16 protein-coding genes are annotated in these 17,499 nt (G+C 72.7%); 2 read left to right on the top strand and 14 right to left on the bottom strand.

Annotation, left to right across the window (positions count from 1 at the left end; all coding sequences use genetic code 11):
* Positions 1 to 50: 50 nt before the first annotated feature.
* The 3 genes from ACIBQ6_RS28200 to ACIBQ6_RS28190 are packed head-to-tail and all read right to left on the bottom strand — an operon-like array spanning position 51 to position 2,665.
* Positions 51 to 1,235 (bottom strand): NAD(P)/FAD-dependent oxidoreductase, encoded by a 1,185-nt coding sequence (locus ACIBQ6_RS28200; RefSeq protein WP_397215530.1) that lies wholly within the window; start codon positions 1,233 to 1,235, stop codon positions 51 to 53.
* Positions 1,232 to 1,429, bottom strand: coding sequence for a ferredoxin (locus tag ACIBQ6_RS28195; RefSeq protein ID WP_397215528.1), 198 nt, complete (start codon positions 1,427 to 1,429; stop codon positions 1,232 to 1,234). Before ACIBQ6_RS28195 ends, ACIBQ6_RS28200 begins: the two co-directional genes overlap by 4 nt.
* Positions 1,430 to 1,450: 21 nt before the next feature.
* A complete protein-coding gene (locus ACIBQ6_RS28190) occupies positions 1,451 to 2,665 on the bottom strand; it encodes a cytochrome P450 (protein ID WP_397215526.1) in 1,215 nt (404 codons plus the stop codon).
* Between the two features lie 395 nt (positions 2,666 to 3,060).
* Between ACIBQ6_RS28190 and ACIBQ6_RS28185 the strand changes: the two genes are divergently transcribed.
* Positions 3,061 to 3,702 carry a DsbA family protein gene (locus ACIBQ6_RS28185; RefSeq protein WP_397215524.1) on the top strand — a complete coding sequence of 214 codons (642 nt, stop codon included), beginning with the start codon at positions 3,061 to 3,063 and terminating at the stop codon, positions 3,700 to 3,702.
* Here the strand turns inward: ACIBQ6_RS28185 and ACIBQ6_RS28180 are convergent.
* From ACIBQ6_RS28180 to ACIBQ6_RS28165, 4 genes are all read right to left on the bottom strand, one after another.
* On the bottom strand, positions 3,683 to 4,273 hold the full coding sequence (locus ACIBQ6_RS28180; RefSeq protein ID WP_358295354.1) for an NUDIX domain-containing protein: 591 nt from the start codon (positions 4,271 to 4,273) through the stop codon (positions 3,683 to 3,685). The two genes, ACIBQ6_RS28185 and ACIBQ6_RS28180, sit on opposite strands and share 20 nt — an antisense overlap.
* 728 nt (positions 4,274 to 5,001) lie before the next feature.
* A complete protein-coding gene (locus ACIBQ6_RS28175; protein WP_397215522.1) occupies positions 5,002 to 6,162 on the bottom strand; it encodes a cytochrome P450 in 1,161 nt (386 codons plus the stop codon).
* Positions 6,163 to 6,459: 297 nt separating this feature from the next.
* Positions 6,460 to 7,050 carry a hypothetical protein gene (locus tag ACIBQ6_RS28170; protein WP_397215520.1) on the bottom strand — a complete coding sequence of 197 codons (591 nt, stop codon included), beginning with the start codon at positions 7,048 to 7,050 and terminating at the stop codon, positions 6,460 to 6,462.
* Between the two features lie 270 nt (positions 7,051 to 7,320).
* On the bottom strand, positions 7,321 to 7,902 hold the full coding sequence (locus ACIBQ6_RS28165) for a CNNM domain-containing protein (protein WP_397215518.1): 582 nt from the start codon (positions 7,900 to 7,902) through the stop codon (positions 7,321 to 7,323).
* 319 nt (positions 7,903 to 8,221) lie between these two features.
* Here ACIBQ6_RS28165 and ACIBQ6_RS28160 point away from each other — a divergent pair, with 319 nt between their 5' ends.
* On the top strand, positions 8,222 to 9,040 hold the full coding sequence (locus ACIBQ6_RS28160; protein ID WP_397215516.1) for an ion transporter: 819 nt from the start codon (positions 8,222 to 8,224) through the stop codon (positions 9,038 to 9,040).
* A 198-nt stretch (positions 9,041 to 9,238) separates the two neighbouring features.
* On the opposite strand, the gene ACIBQ6_RS28155 is transcribed toward ACIBQ6_RS28160, so the two are convergent.
* The 7 genes from ACIBQ6_RS28155 to ACIBQ6_RS28125 form a co-directional block, all read right to left on the bottom strand.
* Complete coding sequence (locus ACIBQ6_RS28155; RefSeq protein ID WP_358295337.1) at positions 9,239 to 9,490, bottom strand: cation-transporting P-type ATPase; 252 nt, start codon at positions 9,488 to 9,490, stop codon at positions 9,239 to 9,241.
* Positions 9,474 to 9,821, bottom strand: coding sequence for an ArsR/SmtB family transcription factor (locus tag ACIBQ6_RS28150; RefSeq protein WP_397215513.1), 348 nt, complete (start codon positions 9,819 to 9,821; stop codon positions 9,474 to 9,476). The genes ACIBQ6_RS28155 and ACIBQ6_RS28150 overlap by 17 nt, the downstream gene beginning before the upstream one ends.
* 214 nt (positions 9,822 to 10,035) lie before the next feature.
* Positions 10,036 to 10,422 carry a metalloregulator ArsR/SmtB family transcription factor gene (locus ACIBQ6_RS28145; protein ID WP_358295334.1) on the bottom strand — a complete coding sequence of 129 codons (387 nt, stop codon included), beginning with the start codon at positions 10,420 to 10,422 and terminating at the stop codon, positions 10,036 to 10,038.
* Positions 10,423 to 10,526: 104 nt separating this feature from the next.
* Positions 10,527 to 11,951 carry an FAD-dependent oxidoreductase gene (locus tag ACIBQ6_RS28140; protein WP_397215511.1) on the bottom strand — a complete coding sequence of 475 codons (1,425 nt, stop codon included), beginning with the start codon at positions 11,949 to 11,951 and terminating at the stop codon, positions 10,527 to 10,529.
* A gap of 210 nt (positions 11,952 to 12,161) precedes the next feature.
* The gene (locus ACIBQ6_RS28135; protein ID WP_397215509.1) at positions 12,162 to 14,135 is read right to left on the bottom strand and encodes a hypothetical protein; all 1,974 of its coding nucleotides are present in this window, start codon (positions 14,133 to 14,135) and stop codon (positions 12,162 to 12,164) included.
* The gene (locus tag ACIBQ6_RS28130; RefSeq protein WP_397215507.1) at positions 14,132 to 15,253 is read right to left on the bottom strand and encodes a VWA domain-containing protein; all 1,122 of its coding nucleotides are present in this window, start codon (positions 15,251 to 15,253) and stop codon (positions 14,132 to 14,134) included. Before ACIBQ6_RS28130 ends, ACIBQ6_RS28135 begins: the two co-directional genes overlap by 4 nt.
* Positions 15,250 to 17,496: a DUF5682 family protein gene (locus ACIBQ6_RS28125; protein WP_397215505.1), complete on the bottom strand. Its 2,247-nt coding sequence runs from the start codon at positions 17,494 to 17,496 to the stop codon at positions 15,250 to 15,252. The genes ACIBQ6_RS28130 and ACIBQ6_RS28125 overlap by 4 nt, the downstream gene beginning before the upstream one ends.
* Positions 17,497 to 17,499: the final 3 nt, after the last annotated feature.

The raw sequence follows: 17,499 nt of genomic DNA, 5'->3' as shown, positions 1-17,499 counted from the left end.
CCCGTGTGGGCGTGTGCAGGCGTCGTCCTCGTCCCGAACGCCGCAGGTCTTCACTCGGTGGCCAGGCGCCACGGGGTGCGCTCGGCGACGTGCCGGAGGAGGGCGCGGGCCTGCCGGGGCAGGTTCCAGGTCATGGCGCCGATGACGTGGCCGTCCCTGCCGTACAGACCGGCGAACCGGCCGGTGGCGGGGTCCCCGGCGACGATCTGGAACCGGGCGTCGCCGCCTGTGACGCCGTGGACCTGGATCTTCACGTCGTACTGGTCGGTCCAGAAGTAGGGCACGGGTGCGAAGGGTGCCTGGCCGCCGAGGAGCGTCCGGGCTGCGGCCGTGCCCTGTTCGGTGGCGTTCAGCCGGTGTTCGACGCGCAGGCGGCCGAAGCTGGGGTGCCGCCAGGAGGCGACGTCGCCGGCGGCGACCACGCCGGGCGCGGCCCGGCACCGATGGTCGCACTTGACGCCGTCTTCCACGTCCAGGCCGCTGCCGGTCAGCCAGCCGGTCGCCGGGGCCGAGCCGACGGCAACGAGCACCAGGTCGGCCGGGACGTGCGTGCCGTCGTCCAGATCGACCCCGTTCACCTGGCCGTCGAGGCCGGTCAGGCCGGTGACCAGGGCGCCGGGACGCAGGCGGACGCCGTGCCTGGCGTGCAATCCGGCCAGCAGCCGCGCCACCCGGTCGCCGAGCCGGTCGATCAACGGCGCGGGGAGCGGATCGACCAGGGTGACGTCCAGGCCGAGCTGCCGGGCGGCGGCGGCGACCTCCGTACCGAGGAAGCCCGCGCCGACGACGACCACCGACCGGGCGGCGAGCAGCCCCTCGCGCAGGGCGAGGGCGTCGTCGAGGGTGCGCAGCACGTGCACGCCGCCGAGTTCGTGCCCCGACGGCAGCCGGCGCGGGACGACGCCGGTGGCGATCACCAGCCCGTCGTAGGGCAGGACGCCGCCGTCGGACAGCGCGAGTTCGCGCGCGCCGGTGTCGAGGGCGGTGGCGGCGACGCCGAGCCGCCAGTCGGCCCCCAGCGCGGCGCGAGGCTCGTGGCGGCGCAGCGTCACGCGGTCGGGCGCCCACCTGCCGAGCAGGATCTGCTTGGACAGCGGCGGCCGGTCGTAGGGCTCCCGCCGCTCCGCGCCGACCAGGGTCAGCGAGCCGGTGAATCCGTCGCGGCGCAGGGCCTCGGCGGCGGACAGACCCGCCGCCGAGGCGCCCACGACCACGATCCGGGAGGGGCGGCTCACGACGCGCCCAGCGTGATCGCCCGGGCCGGGCAGATCCGGGCGGCCTCGCCGACGCCCTCGCGCAGCCCCGGTTCCGGGCTGTCCCGCAGCAGGACGACGATGCCGTCCTCGTCACGCTGGTCGAACACCTCGGGACAGACGAGGACACACTGCCCCGAGCCGGTGCAGGCGTCCTGATCCACGGTGACCTTCATGTGCTTGACTCCTTCGCTCGATCACCAGGTGACGGGCAGTTCGCGGACGCCGTAGAAGACGGCCTGCTGTTTGAACGCCAGCTCCTCCAGCGGCACGGCCGCCGCCAGCGTGGGGACGCGCCGGTAGAGCGTGCCGTAGACGACCTGCAGCTCCACCCGGGCCAGCGACTGCCCCAGGCACTGGTGGGCGCCGAACCCGAAGGCGACGTGATGGCGGACCGCGCGGCGGACGTCGAGGACGCCGGGGTCCGGGAAGGCCGCCGGGTCCCGGTTGGCGGTGCTCTTCACGACGACGATGCCCTCGCCCGCGCGGATCGTCGTGCCGCCGACCTGAAGGTCCTCGCGGGCGACGCGGCGGGCCTCGGTGTGGGTGATGGACAGGTAGCGCAGGAGCTCCTCGACGGCGTTGGCCACCAGCGCCGGGTCGCCGTCGCGCACCGCCGCGAGCTGGTCGGGGTGCGCCAGCAGGGCGGCCGTGCCGAGCGCGATCATGTTGGCGGTGGTGTCGTGCCCGGCCACCAGCAGGAGCTGGCCCATCGTGGAGATCTCGGTCAGGGTCATCGCGCCCGTCCGGTACTGCTCCACGGCCAGCCTGCTGAGGACGTCGTCGCCCGGGTCGTCGCTCTTGGCCGCCACCAGCGCCTCCAGGTAGCCGTTCAGCTCCTCGGCGGCGGCCAGGGCCCGCGCGGGGTCGCCTTCGTCCATGACGAGCTCGGCCGCCGCCCGCTGGAAGAAGGCCCGGTCCGCGTAGGGCACGCCGAGCAGTTCGCAGATCACCAGGGACGGGACGGGCAGCGCGACCGCCCGCACCAGGTCGGCCGGGTTGGGACCGGCGAGCAGGTCGTCGATGAGGTCGTCGACGATCCGCCGGATCCTGGGCCGCAGCGCCTCCATCTTCCTGATCATGAAGTCGGCGGTCAGCAGGCGCCGGTGCGCGGTGTGCTCGGGGGCGTCCATCTGCATCAGCGTCTTCATCCGCGCGTCGCGTGCCTTGCTCACCGCGTTGGTGTGCGGGAAGCCGGGCTCGGCCACGTCGACGCTGACGCGCGGATCGGCGAGCACCGCGCGGACGTCGTCGTAGCGGGTGACCAGCCAGGGGGTGGTGCCGTCCCACAGACGGACGCGTGAGACGGGCGCTTCCGCGCTGCGGCGGGTCAGCTCGGGCGCCGGGTCGAACGGGCGGCCGGTCGCGCGGGGCATCGGGAACGTCACCGGGTCCGGCAGGGCATCGGTCATGATCTCTCCTCACCTCGGTCGTGTCGTCCGCGCAGGGCCGAGGACGGCCACCGGTGGGAACCGTCGTGGTCCGCAGCGCTCATACGTCAAGGCTGTCGTTGAACCAGCCCCGGAGACTTTGGCCCGGAAGCGCCGGAAGGGCGGGCGGGAAAGCCTCAACCGGCGGTGGAAGCTGGGCGCACGGTCACTCGGATCGGGATCTCGCCGGCGGCTCAGCACGCCGTGACCGGAGCCGGCGTGATATACAACCAGGGCGAACGCTGGCCCGCATCGACCTTCTGGACACCATCCCGATGGCCAAGCACCTCATCCTCAGCCTGCCCAGCCACGAACCCGACACGTTGCCGGCGCACGTCGCCCCTCTGCGAGATCGGTCCGAGAGGAAGGAAGGCATCATGACGACCACGGAAGAGCCGGAGCTCGTCGAGGTCCCGTTCTGGTTCGACCCGCTGTGCCCCTGGGCGTGGGTCACCTCGCGCTGGCTGCTGGAGGTCGAGAAGGTACGGCCGGTGCGCGCCGACTGGCGGGTCATGTCGCTGGCCCACCTGAACCTCGTCCAGCGCAAGGGCGAGGGGATGAGCGAGGACTACCGGAACCAGATGGAGAAGGCCTGGGGGCCGGTGCGGGTCTGCGCGGCCGCCGCCGAGCACGCCGGCCGCGGCGTGCTCGGCCCGCTGTACACCGCGATCGGCACCCGCTTCCACAACCAGAAGCGTCGCGACGACCCCACGGTCGTCACCGAAGCCCTCGCACAGGTGGGCCTGCCCGCCGCGTTGGCGGCAGCCGCCGACAGCGACGCGCTGGATCAGCTCATCAGGGACTCCCACGATGAGGCCTTCAACGAGGTGGGGCTCGACGTCGGAACTCCCGTTCTCCGCGTCGGCGGCATGGCCCTGTTCGGCCCGGTGATCAGGCAGGCGCCACGCGGCGAGGCAGCCGGCAGGCTCTGGGACGGCCTGGTCCTGGTCGCCGGGACGGAGGACTTCTTCGAGCTCAAGCGGAGCCGGGGGCGGGGCGTCAGACCGTCCTTCGACTGAGGGACGCCGCGGCTGACGGGTTCTGATCGCGGCCCGGCACGGCTCGCGCGATGCGCGGGCCGACGAGCCGCTCGGCCTCGCCGAGCGGGTACCAGGCCGCGTCCGTCACCTCTGACTCCTGGATCGGCCCCAGGTCCGCGTGCGTCACGAACGCGTACCCGATGTCGAGGTGATGGTGCGCCGGCTCGCCCTTCTGCGGTCGGGCCGGAACGCGGGCGTACTCGATGTAGACGGGGGTCTGCGACGCAGGCATGACCTGCGCGGGGTCGATTCCGGTCTCCTCCGCCAGCTCGCGCACCGCTGCGTCGATCAGTGAGGTGTCGGCCGGCTCCAGATGGCCGCCAGGCTGCAACAGGATCCCGTAGGCGCGGTGCTCGACGAGCAGGACCTCGGTGCCGTCGCGGACCAGCAGCGCGCCGGCGGTCACGTGCATCGGGAAGTTCCGCCGCGAGGCGAAATCGCGGCCCTCGGCCAGCAGGCGGAGCGGCTCGGACAGCAGCGCGGCCTCGTCCGGGAAACGCGAGAGGTGGTCCCGGACGGCGCTCGATATGTCCGCGTCAGTGATCGCCACAGGTCGCTCCCGCACCTGCCCGACGGGGCAGCTCCTGGTGACCGACGGCTGAGACGAGATGAGCGATGAGCACTGACACAGTCTGCTCCTTGACCGAGAGGAGGCTTCGCACCGTACAGGTGCGACCGGTCGGCGCGCGCCTGCCACGCCGACCAGATGGGACATCGGCGAGGTGAGACGCTGGACCGAGCAAGCGCGTGAGAGGTTCGGAGAAGGGGCCGTGCACGAAGCTGCGGGATCACGGACTGGTCCTCCTCGGCCAGGCGAGCTGATCGCCTTGGCGTCGCCGGGGATCTCCGTCCCGAGCGCCACGGTCGCCCCCCAGCGGCACGTGCCGGCTGAACGGGGCTGTCCGGCGCGGTGTTCCTCATGGTGCGCGTGCCGGCCGCAGCCGTCCGTCCCGGGCGGCGCGGGTTCGCCGGGGAGCTGATCGAGGGTCTGTCCGCGTTCGCCGGTCGCCGCTGGTTGTGGACGCTGACCGGCCTCCCGGCGCTGACGTCGGCATGCTGGGGAGCCGGGTTCACGGTCCTGGGGCCGCTGTACGCGGCACGCCACCTGGAGGGCGGTGCGGCGTCGTCGCCGGTGCGGCGGCCGCGTTCAGTGTTCGTGATGTACGCCGCCTCCGCAGCACCGCGGGCCCCGCGACCGGCCGACGGTCTCACCCCGACTGCTGACGCAGGAAGCTGTCGTAGTCGGCGTGCGGTCCCAGCCCGACCTCGGCTCGCCGCTCATCGTTCGTCGGCGCCACCTCTGCGGCCGGAGGTCAGCGTCACGGGCAGTCGGAGCACGTCGGTGCCGATGAAGGAGGGCAGCGGCTGGAGATCCTGCGGGCCGGTGGCCAGCCGCAGATCGGGAAAGCGGTCGAACAGCGCGGGCAGAGCGACGCGTGCCTCCAGCCGGGCCAGCGGCGCGCCCAGGCAATGGTGCATGCCGTAGCCGAAGGCGAGGTGCGCCCGGTCGTGCCGGTCGATGTCGAAGCGGTCAGGATCGGCATTGACGGCAGGGTCACGCCCGTGAGCGCCGAAGCCGATGAGGATGAGGTCTCCGGCGCGGATGACGGTCTGCCCGTCCAAGGGGATGTCCGCGGTGGCGTAGCGCATCGGCAGATGCATGACGGGCGGGTGCCGGCGCAGACTCTCCTCTATGACGTCGTCCCAGCGTGCGGGGTCGCGGCGGGCGACAGCGAGCTGCTCGGGGTGGCTGAGCATGGCGATGACGGCATGGTCGAGCAGAGAAACGGTGGTCTCGCTGCCCGCGCCGATCATCAGGAGCAGCGTGCTGACGAGCTCGTCGTCGCTGAGCTGGTCGAGTCCGCTGTCCCTGGCGGCGATCAGCCGGCTGGTCATGTCGTCGCCGGGCTGGGCTCGTTTGGCCTCGATGAGACGGTGCATCGAGGCGATCATCTCTTGCTGGACGCGGGTCGTCTGCCCGGCCGACAGGCTGGTGTCCAGCACGGCGTCGATGGTGGCCAGCATGGCGGGCCGCTGGTCCGGCGGCACACCGAACAGGTCGCAGATGACCTGGGTGGGGACCTTGTAGGAGTAGCGTGCCCGCAGGTCCAGCACGTCGCCCGGAGCTTCGGCGGCCAGGGCGTCCAGCAACGTGGTGACGATGGCGGTGATCGGCTGCTGCATCGCCTCCACGCGGCGGGGCGTGAACGCCTTGCCGACGATCGCGTAGGGGCGGTAGCCGGGCCAGGACTTGCGCGCGTCCTTGGAGACGTGGGGATTCGTCAGCAGGTGCTTGACGACGTCCCCGTCGGTCACCGACCAGGCGGTGAGGTCGCCGGGCAGTCGGACGGGAACGGCCGGTCCGGCGGCTCGTAAGGAGTCGGCCTGCTCATAGATGCGGCGTCCGCTGCTGTCGAGAACCACGGGCGTGGGGGTCACGCGTGCCTCCGGTGCGGGTGGGGGCTTCGGCGGGCTGATGGGACACGGCGAAGGGGTTCGCCTTGTTGTGCGGCGAAGCTCACGCCGAGCGCTGCGCGGCAATTGCGGACAGGCCGGGCCGGTTGTGCCCGCCCTCTCCTCTCAGTTCAAAATTCCACGCCTTGACGAGGATCGTTTCAAGGGCCATGCCCACGGCCGCCTGGGCCGCCCTCCTCGACGAACCCGCCGCGACGGCCACGCCAGAGCCCCCGGCCCTCTCGCAGTTCGAGGGGGCCGGGGGCTCGCGGCGGTGCTCGTTCAGGCGGAGGGGGTCAGCCTCACGTAGCTGACCTCGACGTTCAGATAGGTGGCGGCGCCGTAGTCATGGCCACGGATGGCCAGGAGGTTGCAGCGCTCCAGGTGTCTGGCGGGTAGGACGACGTTGATGGCGCCCGCGGCGCAGCGGCCGCTCCTGACGGTCTGGACGAGGCGGCCGTTGAAGTAGACCCGCGCATCGTTGTCGATCGTTCCCTGGATGCGGACCAGTCGTGCGTTGCGCGGGATGTGCACCCAGTGGCGTACCAGGATGTCGGTGTTCACCGCCCAGGACGTCTTGACATTGGTGGAATTGTTCCACGCACAGGTGCCGTTGGTGGTGCCGAATCCTTCTTGCCCGCTCGCCCAGTCGCCGTCGTCGAAGTCCGGCTCGTAGAAACGCGGGGCGTTGGCCCCGGACGGCACCTGGAGGTATTTCCAGTCGGTGCTGTTGTAGCCGAGTACGGTGACGACATTCTGCCGCGTTGCGGCACGGGAGGCTGACGCCGACGCCGGAGCGGGCAGGGCCACGGTGGCCAGCAGCGAGCCGGCCGCGAGGCCGGCGGGAAGGAAACGCAGCAGTTTCTTGAACATGGCGATCTTCCTCCGTCGATTGTGCGAAATGTCGATTCTGCAGCCGCCGAAAGCGACATGTCTATCCATGTCGCAAATCTGCCGCCTAGCATCCCGGCCGGAATGGGTAAATCGAATCATAATTTGAGCACACGCCGACAGATAAGGCAATGGCAAAGAAAGGCCGACGAGAGGAGGCGGGCGCATTTATAAACAAAGAGGAATTTCCCGATATGCCGAATATGAGCGCCTACTCCGCAGACACAGCCGTCCGGTGGCACGGGCCGATCGTCAGGCGGGCACCAGGAGGGTGGTGAGCAGGTCGTCCAGGGTGGCGCCGTGGTGCAGTTCCTCGACCGGCTCGATGCCGACGGCGCGCAGCAGTCTGTTGGCGGCGGTGTCGAACAGCTTGACGACCGGTCCGGCGATGGCCAGGTAGACCAGGGTGGAGCCGGCCAGGGCGCGAGCCAGCGGCTCCGGACGGGCCAGCGCCAGGTTCTTGGGCGCGAGCTCGCCCAGCACCATCTGGATCACGGTGGCCAGCGCGAACCCGATGCCGAGCGCGATGCCGCCGATCGCCGCCTGCGGCACCCCGGCCGCCTCCAGCGCGGGGGCGATCAGCTCGGCCAGCGCGGGCCTGGCGATGAAACCCACGATCAGAGCGGTGACGGTGATGCCGAGCTGCGCGCCGGACAACATGAACGACAGCCGTTCCATCACCTTGACCGCCTTGGCCGCCTTCTTGTCACCGGCGGCGGCCCGCTGGGACAGGGCGAGCCGGTCGGCGCTGACGTAGGCGAACTCCTGGGCGACGAAGTAGCCGGTGGCGAGGGTGAGCAGGACGATGGCCACCAGGCCGAGGGCGACACTCATCGCGGCTGTGCACCCCGCAGACGAAGGCCGTACCTGAGGCTGGGGCTCTTGCTCGGGTCCGCTGACACGGACACCACCACCGATCCTTCCCGTTTCGTGTTCTCCGCCGCAGCGCGTCGGCTGCGGCTTCCTGGTCCGGACGTTACCGACCCCGGACAGGCCGATCCTGACCGGGGCGTCTTCTCCCAGGTCAACACATATGGGCGAGGGTAAGTACCGGTTGTGTTCCGCGTCTCAGCCGGGTTCGGTTGCATGGGGAGCCTCTCGTCGCCTCTACCATGATCAGCGATTTGTGATCTTCACTGTGAGGAGCTATCCAGTGTCGTCCGGGCAAGAACGCGTGCGGGCCGTGCTCGAACACCGGCTCACCCAGCGGGCCGTCATCGGCGTCATCGTGCTCAACGCGGCCACGATCGGCTGCGAGACCAGCGCCTACCTGATGGACCGGGCCGGTGGTCTCCTGCACGCCGTCGACCGGATCGCGCTGGCCGTCTTCACCGTGGAGATCGCCGCCCGGCTGTTCGCCTACCGCCGCGCGTTCTTCGCCGACCCGTGGAACTGGTTCGACACGGTCATCGTGGCGATCGCGCTCGTCCCGGCCTCCGGCCCGGCCTCGGTGCTGCGGGCGCTGCGCATCCTGAGGGCGCTGCGCCTGGTCTCGGCGGTGCCCAGCATGCGCCGCGTGGTCAGCGCGTTGTTGTCGGCGGTGCCCGGGATGGCCTCCATCATCGGCCTGCTCGTCCTGATGATCTACATCGCCGGGGTGATCGCGACCAAGCTGTTCGGCGAGATCATGCCCGAACGGTTCGACGAACTGCCCCGCTCGCTGTTCACCCTGTTCCAGATCATGACCGGCGACGACTGGGGCAACGTCGCCCAGGCGGTCATGGAGCACAAGCCGTGGGCGTGGGTCTTCTTCATCGCCTACATCCTGATGTCCACCTTCGTGGCGCTGAACCTGTTCATCGCGGTGGTGGTCAACGCCATGAACGACGCCGAGCCGTCCCCGGCCGAAGCGCGGACCCAGGCCGAGCTGGCGGAGGTGAAGCAGCAGCTGGCGGCGGTGAACGCCAAACTCGACCAGCTGCTGCTGTCGCGCGAGGCGGTCACGACCGACGGCCGCGCCGAGGCGAACTGACCAGCCATCTGTGGCGATCGAAGGAGGCGACGAGCCCGCCTGACGGAACACGGCTCAGTCGACCCAGGCCCACAGGCAGAGGTCGAGCATGCACACCAGCGCCCACATGACGAGTGCGGCGACTCGTTGACGCTCCCCTGCGCGCGTGTGTTCGCCCCAGCGGTTCGACGGCCATGACAGTTGCTACATTGCGCAACTCTACAACCTTCTGCGGCGGTTGAGGACGGCCAGCGCCCCGCCGTACAGAACGGCCACGAGCACCAGCCACAGACAGCAGGACACCGGCCGCTGGGCGGGGATCGTGTTCTCGCCGTGTTCCAGCAGGCGGGCCTCGGCCTGCTCCTCCGTCAGGCCGCGTGGCCCGGTGTCCAGCAGGCGCAGGGTCTGGAGCTGGCTCAGCGGGGCCGGACCGGAGCCGGGCGTGGTCGGCGCGTCAGGCGCCCAGACCATGGACGCGTCCTCCGGAGGCGCCGGCCCGTTGCGAGAGCCGTCCGACGAGCCCGCGCACGGTGGCCACGACGTCCTCGTCGTCGATCAGGTAGACGACCCTGCGGCCCTCCCGGCGGGAGCGGACCAGGCCGGCCAGCTTCAGCTTGGCCAGGTGCTGGCTGATCGCCGGCAGCGCGCCCCCCACCCGCTCGGCCAGCCCGGACACGTCGCACTCGCCCTGCGCCAGCGCCCACACGATGTGCAGCCTGGGCGGCGAGGCCAGCAGCGCGGAGGCGGCCGCAGCCTCGGCCAGCACTTCGGCGGGCGGATCAGGGGTCTTTGCGCCGGCCACCTTCACTCCTTCTTCGGACAGGTGCCAAGTCTAGGCGCGCGGCGCGGCGGCTCCCGAGCGTCGCGTCAGTCACCGGCCGTCCTGCCGCGCGCCGGCCCGCAGCCTGGCCGCCTGCTCCTCCAGACGCCGGGCCTGCTCCTCCAGCGAGGGGCCGGCTCTCCGCCCAACCGAGGTCGGCCATGGTGTCGTCCTTGCTGAGCAGGCGTTCTGTCAGCTATACGGTGAGGAGTTCCACGTCCACCGGGCCGTTCTGCGCCTTGGCGGGGACGGCGAGCGGCGTGAACAGCGCGCCCAGCCTGTTCACCGTCTCGGGGATGATCCGGTAGTAGACCCAGGTGCCGCGGCGTTCGCCGTCGATCAGCCCGGCGGTGCGCAGCACCTTCAAGTGGTGGGAGATGGTGGGAGCGGTCAGGTCGAAGACGCCGGTCAGGTCGCACACGCAGGCCTCGCCGCCGGGATGGGAGCCGATCAGCGACAGCAGGCGCAGCCGTACCGGGTCGGCGACGGCCTTGAGCAGGGCGGCCAGTTCGGCGGCGTCGGCCTCGCCGAGCGGCTCGCGGGCGATCGGCGCACAGCACTGGGCGGTGGCGGGGGCGGCCATGGCGTGACTCCTTAATTCGATGCCGGTCTAAATCATAGGCGGTGGCAGGCGACCGGCGCGAACGCGGAGACGGCACACGCCACGGCCGTGGCGCGGCGTCCCTCTCAGCCGCAGCAGCCGCCGGACTCGGCACCGGCACCGGCCGGGGCACTGACGGTGGCGAGCGGGAGCGGGGCCGACAGCAGGCCGCCGCTGAGGCCCGTGGCCAGGCCGGCCCGCCGCTCCTGGTCCTCGGCCGGGCTGGACGAGCACACCCCGGTCTCGGGCAGGTCGAGCCGCACGTCGCGGGCGGCCTGCCAGTCGCCGGCCAGCGCGGCGACGACGGAGCGGGCCTGCTCGTACCCGGTGGCGAGCAGGAAGGTGGGGGCGCGGCCGTAGCTCTTGACGCCGATGGCGTAGTAGCCGGGCTCGGGGTGGGCCAGCTCGTCCACGCCGTGCGGCGGGACGGTGCCGCAGGAGTGCCGGTTGGGGTCGATGAGCGGGGCCAGGGCACGGGTGGAGCCGAGCACGGGGTCCAGGTCGAGACGCAGTTCCGTGGCGATGGAGTGGTCGGGACGGTAGCCGGTCGCGCTGACGATCCGGTCCACGATGATCGACTGCTCGGCGCCGGAGGGGGCGCGGCTGGTCACTTCGACGCCGTCGCCGGTGGCGCGTACCTGGTGGGTGAAGAAGCCGGTCAGCAACGTGATGCGACCGGAGGCGACGTGGGCGCGCAGGCGGGTGCCGAGCGCGCCGCGGGCCGGGAGTGCGTCGGCGTCGCCGCCGCCGTAGGCGCGGCCGGCGTCGCCCGCGCGGATGGCCCAGGTGATCGGGGTGTCGTCCAGCTGGGCCAGGGCGAGCAGCGTGGTGGCGGCCGAGTGGCCGGCGCCGACGACCAGGACGCGCCTGCCCTCGTAGCGGTGGCGGTCGGCGCCGAGGACGTCGGGCAGGGCGTGGTCGACGGGCACGTCGTCCTCGCCGTGGGCGGGCAGGCCGGCGGCGCCCAGCACGTTCGGCGTGGTCCAGGTTCCGGAGGCGTCGATGATCGCGCCTGCCCGCAGTTCGCCGCCGTCGGCCAGGCGGATCAGGAAGGGGGCCTGCTCGCGGCCCGCCGTGCGTACGCGGTCGTGGCCGAGGCGGCTGATGGCGGTCACTCGTGCGTTCGTGCGTACCCGGTCGCCGAGCAGCTCGGCCAGCGGGGCGAGGTAGCCGGCGACGATCTCGGCGCCGGTCGGCAGCCGTTCGGGGTCGGGCGCGGTCCAGCCGTCGGCCTCCAGCAGGCGGCGGGCGGCGGCGTCGATGTCGTACTTCCAGGGGCTGAACACCCGTACGTGCCCCCACTGCGCGATCGACGCGGCGACCCGATCGCCGGCCTCCAGGACCAGGAAGTCGATGCCGCGCTCGGTCAGGTGCGCGGCGGCGGCCAGGCCGACGGGGCCCGCGCCGATCACGACCACGGGCAGGTCGTTTCGCCACCCTGAGGTGGCCTGCCGAGGGGCCGTGAGCTGCTCGATCGCCATCGTGGCGGGGCCGCAGCAACTGTCGCTCATGACTGTTTCTCCAGGTGGCGAGAGAGGGGTCAGCGGAAGGAGGGGAACGTGACGTAGAGGCGGGCCCGCTCGACGGACGGGCGGCGGCTGAACGGAGCGCGCATCACGCGACCTCCTGAATAGAAGTTCATCTAAACAGGAGTCATCATGTGCCACTGTTTCGACAGAAGTCAAATCAGCACCACGTGCGCGGCGATGCCGCGGATCGGGTCAGGTCAGTTCCAGGGCCACCTCCAGGCGCAGGTAGGCGTCGACCCAGGTCTGCTCGGCCGCATCGCCCGAGTCCTGCGCCCGCGCCGCCGCGAACGCCGTGACGGCCCGCGCGATGCGGTGGAGCCCGAGCGTGGTCAGCCGCCGTGCGGCGGTGCCGAGGCGGGCGTCGTAGGTCGGCGGCAGGTGGGACAGGCCGTGGTGGGCCGCTTCCGCGAGCAGCCCGCGGGTGTCGATCAGCACGGCGGTCAGCGGGTCGTGCCGGACGTCCTCGGCGGCCGCGAGCCGGCCGCCGCCGCCGGCGGGTCGCAGGTCGGGCACGACGACCCGGTCGCCGGCGGCCAGGCCGATGGGGTCGATGACGACGCCGCCCGCGGTACGGCCGACCACCCCGCTGACGAAACGCAGCTCGCCTTCCTCCTCGGCGAGCACGGCGGCCAGCGAGTCGAGGCGGCCGGGGGCGGCCCCGGCGTGGGTGGCGGTGACGGTGGCGAGGTTGCCCGCCTGGTCGGCGATGAGGGCGTCGAGGCGCTGGTCACCGGCGGCGTAGGTCATGGCCACCACCTCGGAGACGGCGACGACGCGGACCAGCTCCGCTTCGACGCGCGGGCGGACGGGCCGGAGCGTGAGGGCGTCGAGTTCCCGGCCGAGCGCGGCGAGGTCGGTCACCACCAGGGACGGCGAGAGCCCACCCCAGTCGCCCCGCGACGGGCTGACCGTCGTCCTGGCGATCCGCCCGGTGGCCAGCCGCACGGTACGGCTGGCGCTGCGGACGGCGGATTCCGTGACGAGGTTGCCGGTGGCCAGGGCGGCCAGCGTGGAGCCGGCGACGCGTCGCCGTGCCAGGGCGGCGCCGTCGCCGTCGTCGCCGTCCCGTTCGCCGTCCCATTCGCGGCGGAGTACCAGGACCATCGCGCTGTCGCCGTGGGCCAGGTAGATCTCGGCGATCCGCCGGTCGCCGAGGCTGCGGATCCGGCAGCCCAGGCTCTCCAGGCGGGCCCGGCGCAACGGGGTCTCGGCGGCCTCTGCGGTTCCCAGCACGCTGCTGCGGAGGGTGGCGTCGGGGCGGGTCACGGCCCGGTGCCGGGCGTGCAGCTCGACGAGGTGGCTCGCGAGCAGTTCGGGACGGTAGTGGGCGCCGCGGTCGCGGTAGGCGGCCAGCTGCTCGGCGAGGTCGCCGACGGCCAGCAGCGGCCAGCGCGATCCGGCGGCGTCCAGATGGCGCTGTACGTCGGCGATGGTGGCCGCCAGTCCCTGGCCGAGGTGCGCCGCGCCGTCGCGCAGGACCGTGCCGGCCAGCCCCAGGGCCCGCTCCAGCCCGGATCCGGCGCCGGTCCCGGCTTCGCCGCCGACGTCGACCCGTGCCTCCGGCGTCCCGGGATGCAACTCGTCGGCGACCCGGAACGCCCACACGGCGAGGGCGATGACGTCGTCGCGGCTGCCCGCGACGGCGTCGGTGTGCACGAAGCCGAGGTCGCCGGGGATCAGGAAACGCACGGTCACGGTGGCGAGCTCGACCTGCGGCGCGGGATCGGCAGCGGTGGCGCGGCGCACGCGGGCGGTGTATCCGGCCCGTTCGGTACGGCGGGCGGCGGCCATCAGGCGGGCGCCGATCCTGGCGGTCAGCTCGTCGTCGCTCACCTGCCCCGGCGACCAGGCGGAGGGTCCCGGGACGGGGCCCTCACCCTGCGGATGCTCGACGGTCTCGACGGCCGCGGCGTGCTGGTGCTGGTACGCCAGCACCACACCGACGACATGCCGGCAGACCCCGGTGGCGCCGCACGTGCAGCGGGCCGCGTCGAGGCCGCCGGGTGGCAGGCTCGCGGTCGGCCCGCCCGCGAAGTCGCCGTGCACGGTCCCGTCGGCGTCGGTACGCAGGTCCGGCGCGGCTTCCTTGCCCGCCCGCTTGACCAGGCCGCGGTTGGTGAGCGCGGCGAGGGAGTCGGTGGTGAGCCCGAGCAGATCCGTTCTCATCGGCCCACGTGCTCCGCGACGAAGGACGCCAGCTCGCCGGGGGTCATCGCGCCCACGTACGCCCCGGCGTCGGCCAGGCGTTGCGCGAGCTCCCGGTCGTAGTCGGGGTTGGCCTGCTCGTCGAGGGCGGCCAGGCCGAGGACCTTGCTGCCCTGCTCGACCAGGTCACGCACGATGCGTACCAGCCGGTGACGATCGCCGCCCTCGTAGAAGTCGGAGATCAGCACGACGACGGCCCGCCGCGGCTGGTCCACCAGCCCGGCGCCGTACGCGGCCGCGCGGGCGATGTCGGTGCCGCCGCCGAGCTGGACCTTCATGAGCAGTTCCACGGGATCGTCCACGTCGGAGGTCAGGTCCACCACGTCGGTGTCGAAGGCGACCAGGTGGGTGCGTACGCCGGGCAGGCCCCACAGGCAGGCCGCGGTGACCGCCGAGTGGATCACCGAGTCCGTCATCGAGCCGGACTGGTCGACGAGCAGGATCACCTGCCACTGTTCGAGGTGGCGGCGGGTGCGGGAGAAGAACAGCGGGGTCTCGATCACGACCTTGCCGGTGTCGGGCTGGTAGCGGCCGAGGTTGGCGCGCAGGGTCCGGACCATGTCGAAGTTGCGGGCCTGCCGCAGCCGGCCCGGCCGGCGCGCTCTCGTGCCCGAGAAGGCGCTGCGCACCTCGGTGGCGAGCTTGTCCATGAGCTGCCGGACGACCTGCTCCACGATGCGCCTGGCCAGCCGCAACACCTGCGGGTTCATCAGGTGTTTGGTGTGCAGGACCGCCTTGAGCAGCGCGGGGTTGGGCTCGATGCGGGCGAGCACGTCGGGGTCGGTGACGAGGTCGTGGATCTCGTAGCGTTCGACGGCGTCGCGTTGCAGGCGTTCGACGGTCTCCTTGGGGAACAGGCGGGTGATGTCGTCGAGCCAGTCGAAGGTGGTCAGGTTCGACGGGCCGCTTCCGGCCTGCCGCCGTACGCCGCGCCTGCGCAGCTCCTCGTCGCGGCCGTACAGCCAGTCCATGGCGGCGTCGCGGCCGGCGGCCGCCTCGTCGAGCTGCCCGCCGCCGAGGCAGGCGCCGCCGGCCTCGCCGAGCAGCAGCCGCCACCGTACGAGGGTGGGGTCGGTCATGGCGTGATCAGTCCCTCCCGGCGCAGTGCCGCATCGACTCGTTCGTCCAGTGCCATGCCTGCGGCCACCAGTTCCGGCGCCGCCTCCAGCCGCATCAGGTCCCACGCGGACGCGCCCGCGCCGGAGCGCAGTTCGACCAGGCGGCTGGCGATGAGGTGCCGCTCGCGGGGCGGGAAGTAGCCGAACGCCTGGCGCAGCGCCGGCAGGGCCACCAGGAAGTCGTGGTCGCTCATCGCCGCGACCAGCTCGTCGAGCAGCTCCAGCATGCCGCCGGCGTGCAGGACCTCCTCGCGGGCGAGCGCGAACAGCCCGGCCAGCCAGTCGCCGGCCGACGCGGGGACGAACGCGCCGCGTACCGCCCACGCGGGGTCCGCGGCGGCGGCGCCGCGCAGTGACCAGCCCAGCCCGAGCGCCGCTCCGCGCAGGTCGGGCGGCGCGTCCTGGCAGGCGGCGACGCGGTCGGCGACGCCCAGCGCCGCGTCCAGGTCCAGGCCCAGCGGCGGCCCGGCGTGCCTGAGCGCGTCGCGGACGGCGGCCATGGCGCCGATGCGCCGCGGATCGGCGGGGACGGGCCCGCCGCGCACGCCCTCGGCCAGCCACAACACCCGGAGGGCGGCGGCCCGGACCACGGTCCCCAAGGTGGTGCTGCCGCTGGTGGCGAACAGCTCGTCGTGGCGCCACATCGCCAGGGCGACGGTGAGCGTGCGGCCCAGCGAGCCCAGGTCGGCCGCCGCGGCGATCGCCCGCGCGAGATCGTCGAGCACCTGCCCCGCCAGCTCGCCGATGCCGCACAGCGCGGCGTCGAACAGCACGTCGGCCAGCCGGTCCAGGTCGGCGCCCCTGATCCGCTCGGCGAGCACGGAGGCCGCCGCCTCCTGCGGGTCCACGCCGTACCCGCCTGCCTCGATCAGGGCGGGCAGGCGGTCGTCGGTCTCGCTCAACGTCCACTGTTCGACCAGCTCGGCGCCGCCCGCGGGGCGGGGTCCCGCGGTGCGGACGACGCCCGGGATGCCCAGGACGCGCAGCCTGTGCAGGAAGCGGCTGCGCGCGCGGCCGGCTTGCCCGCCGAGGTCGAGCCGTTCGTCGCCGGGGCCGCCCAGCTCGGCGAGCACCGCGTGGACCAGCGGCGGCAGCGGGGTCGAGGGGTGCAGGCGGCCTGCCCGGTCACCGCTGAGCGCCGCGATCATCTCCACGACGACCGGGTGGTGGCCCGCCTGGAGGGGCCCGCGGGACGCCCAGGGCAGCGGGATCTCGATCGCCTCGCCGACCAGCGCGGTGGCCAGGCCGTCGAGCACGTCGACGCGGGCCGGATGCGGGTGGCCGCGCATCAGCGCGATCCCGTCGGCGGTGGCGCGCGCGGCGATCAGATCGGCGGTGGAGACCTGCCGGCGCCGGCCGCGCAGCCGGGCCGTCACCGCCTCGACGAGCCTGCGGGCGGCTCCGTCGGGACCGTGCTCCCACAGGTCCTGGTAGTAGCCGGGCGACGGCATGCCCGACTGGTAGCCGTCGAAGGCGTCCAGCCGGCGGAACGAGTACGGCACCAGGTAGCTGCCGACCGCCGCCCCCTCGGGCGGTTGCGGCACCTCCGGCCAGCTCCGCTCGCCCTGCTCGGCCAGCCGGATCAGCGCGGGACGGTGGAAGCCGCCCGTGACCACGACCACCGGCCGCTCGCCCGCGTCGCCGGCGGCCGCCCGGATCCACTGCGCCATGTACGCCTCGCGGGCCGTGTCGCCGGGATCGGCCCCGGTGTCGCCGCGTACGAGGTCGAAGTAGGTGGCCAGCCGTTCGGCCAGCCCGTCGGCCGGTTCGATCTCGAACAGGTGGTCCCACAACGCGTCCATGTTGTCCACGGCGAAGGCGCGGCAGAGCCGCCGGGTCGCCTCGGCGTAGCGGGCCTCGGCGTCGGCGTACCGGTTGCTGACGTCCGCCAGCGCGGGATGCCAGGCGGGCAGGTCGATGAAGCGCAGCTCGGCGCCGGCCGCGCGGCCCGCGGTCAGCGCCGCCCACTCCGGGGAGTAGTCGCACAGCGGCGTCCATGAACCGTGGCGCCGCTCGTGGTCGCGGTAGCCGGTGTGGACGGCGATCGGCAGCTCGTGGCCGAGCAGGAGCTCGTCCATCCGGTCGTTCATCTCCGCCGGGCCTTCGACCAGCACGTACGCGGGACGTACGGAACGGATGGTGTCGGCGACCAGCCGGGCGCAGGCGGGACTGTGGTGCCGCACGCCGAGGAAGATGACCGCCATCGG

Origin of the sequence: Nonomuraea sp. NPDC049655 (assembly GCF_044465465.1) — a bacterium.
Classification (GTDB): Bacteria; Actinomycetota; Actinomycetes; order Streptosporangiales; family Streptosporangiaceae; genus Nonomuraea.
This window is presented reverse-complemented; position numbering and strand designations above follow the sequence as displayed.

Coding starts and splice junctions, on each gene's coding strand:
- ACIBQ6_RS28195 (WP_397215528.1), bottom strand. CDS start 1,429: ATGAAGGTCACCGTGGATCAGGACGCCTGCACCGGCTCGGGGCAGTGT.
- ACIBQ6_RS28190 (WP_397215526.1), bottom strand. CDS start 2,665: ATGACCGATGCCCTGCCGGACCCGGTGACGTTCCCGATGCCCCGCGCG.
- ACIBQ6_RS28185 (WP_397215524.1), top strand. CDS start 3,061: ATGACGACCACGGAAGAGCCGGAGCTCGTCGAGGTCCCGTTCTGGTTC.
- ACIBQ6_RS28170 (WP_397215520.1), bottom strand. CDS start 7,050: ATGTTCAAGAAACTGCTGCGTTTCCTTCCCGCCGGCCTCGCGGCCGGC.
- ACIBQ6_RS28165 (WP_397215518.1), bottom strand. CDS start 7,902: ATGAGTGTCGCCCTCGGCCTGGTGGCCATCGTCCTGCTCACCCTCGCC.
- ACIBQ6_RS28155 (WP_358295337.1), bottom strand. CDS start 9,490: ATGGTCTGGGCGCCTGACGCGCCGACCACGCCCGGCTCCGGTCCGGCC.
- ACIBQ6_RS28145 (WP_358295334.1), bottom strand. CDS start 10,422: ATGGCCGCCCCCGCCACCGCCCAGTGCTGTGCGCCGATCGCCCGCGAG.
- ACIBQ6_RS28140 (WP_397215511.1), bottom strand. CDS start 11,951: ATGAGCGACAGTTGCTGCGGCCCCGCCACGATGGCGATCGAGCAGCTC.
- ACIBQ6_RS28135 (WP_397215509.1), bottom strand. CDS start 14,135: ATGAGAACGGATCTGCTCGGGCTCACCACCGACTCCCTCGCCGCGCTC.
- ACIBQ6_RS28130 (WP_397215507.1), bottom strand. CDS start 15,253: ATGACCGACCCCACCCTCGTACGGTGGCGGCTGCTGCTCGGCGAGGCC.
- ACIBQ6_RS28125 (WP_397215505.1), bottom strand. CDS start 17,496: ATGGCGGTCATCTTCCTCGGCGTGCGGCACCACAGTCCCGCCTGCGCC.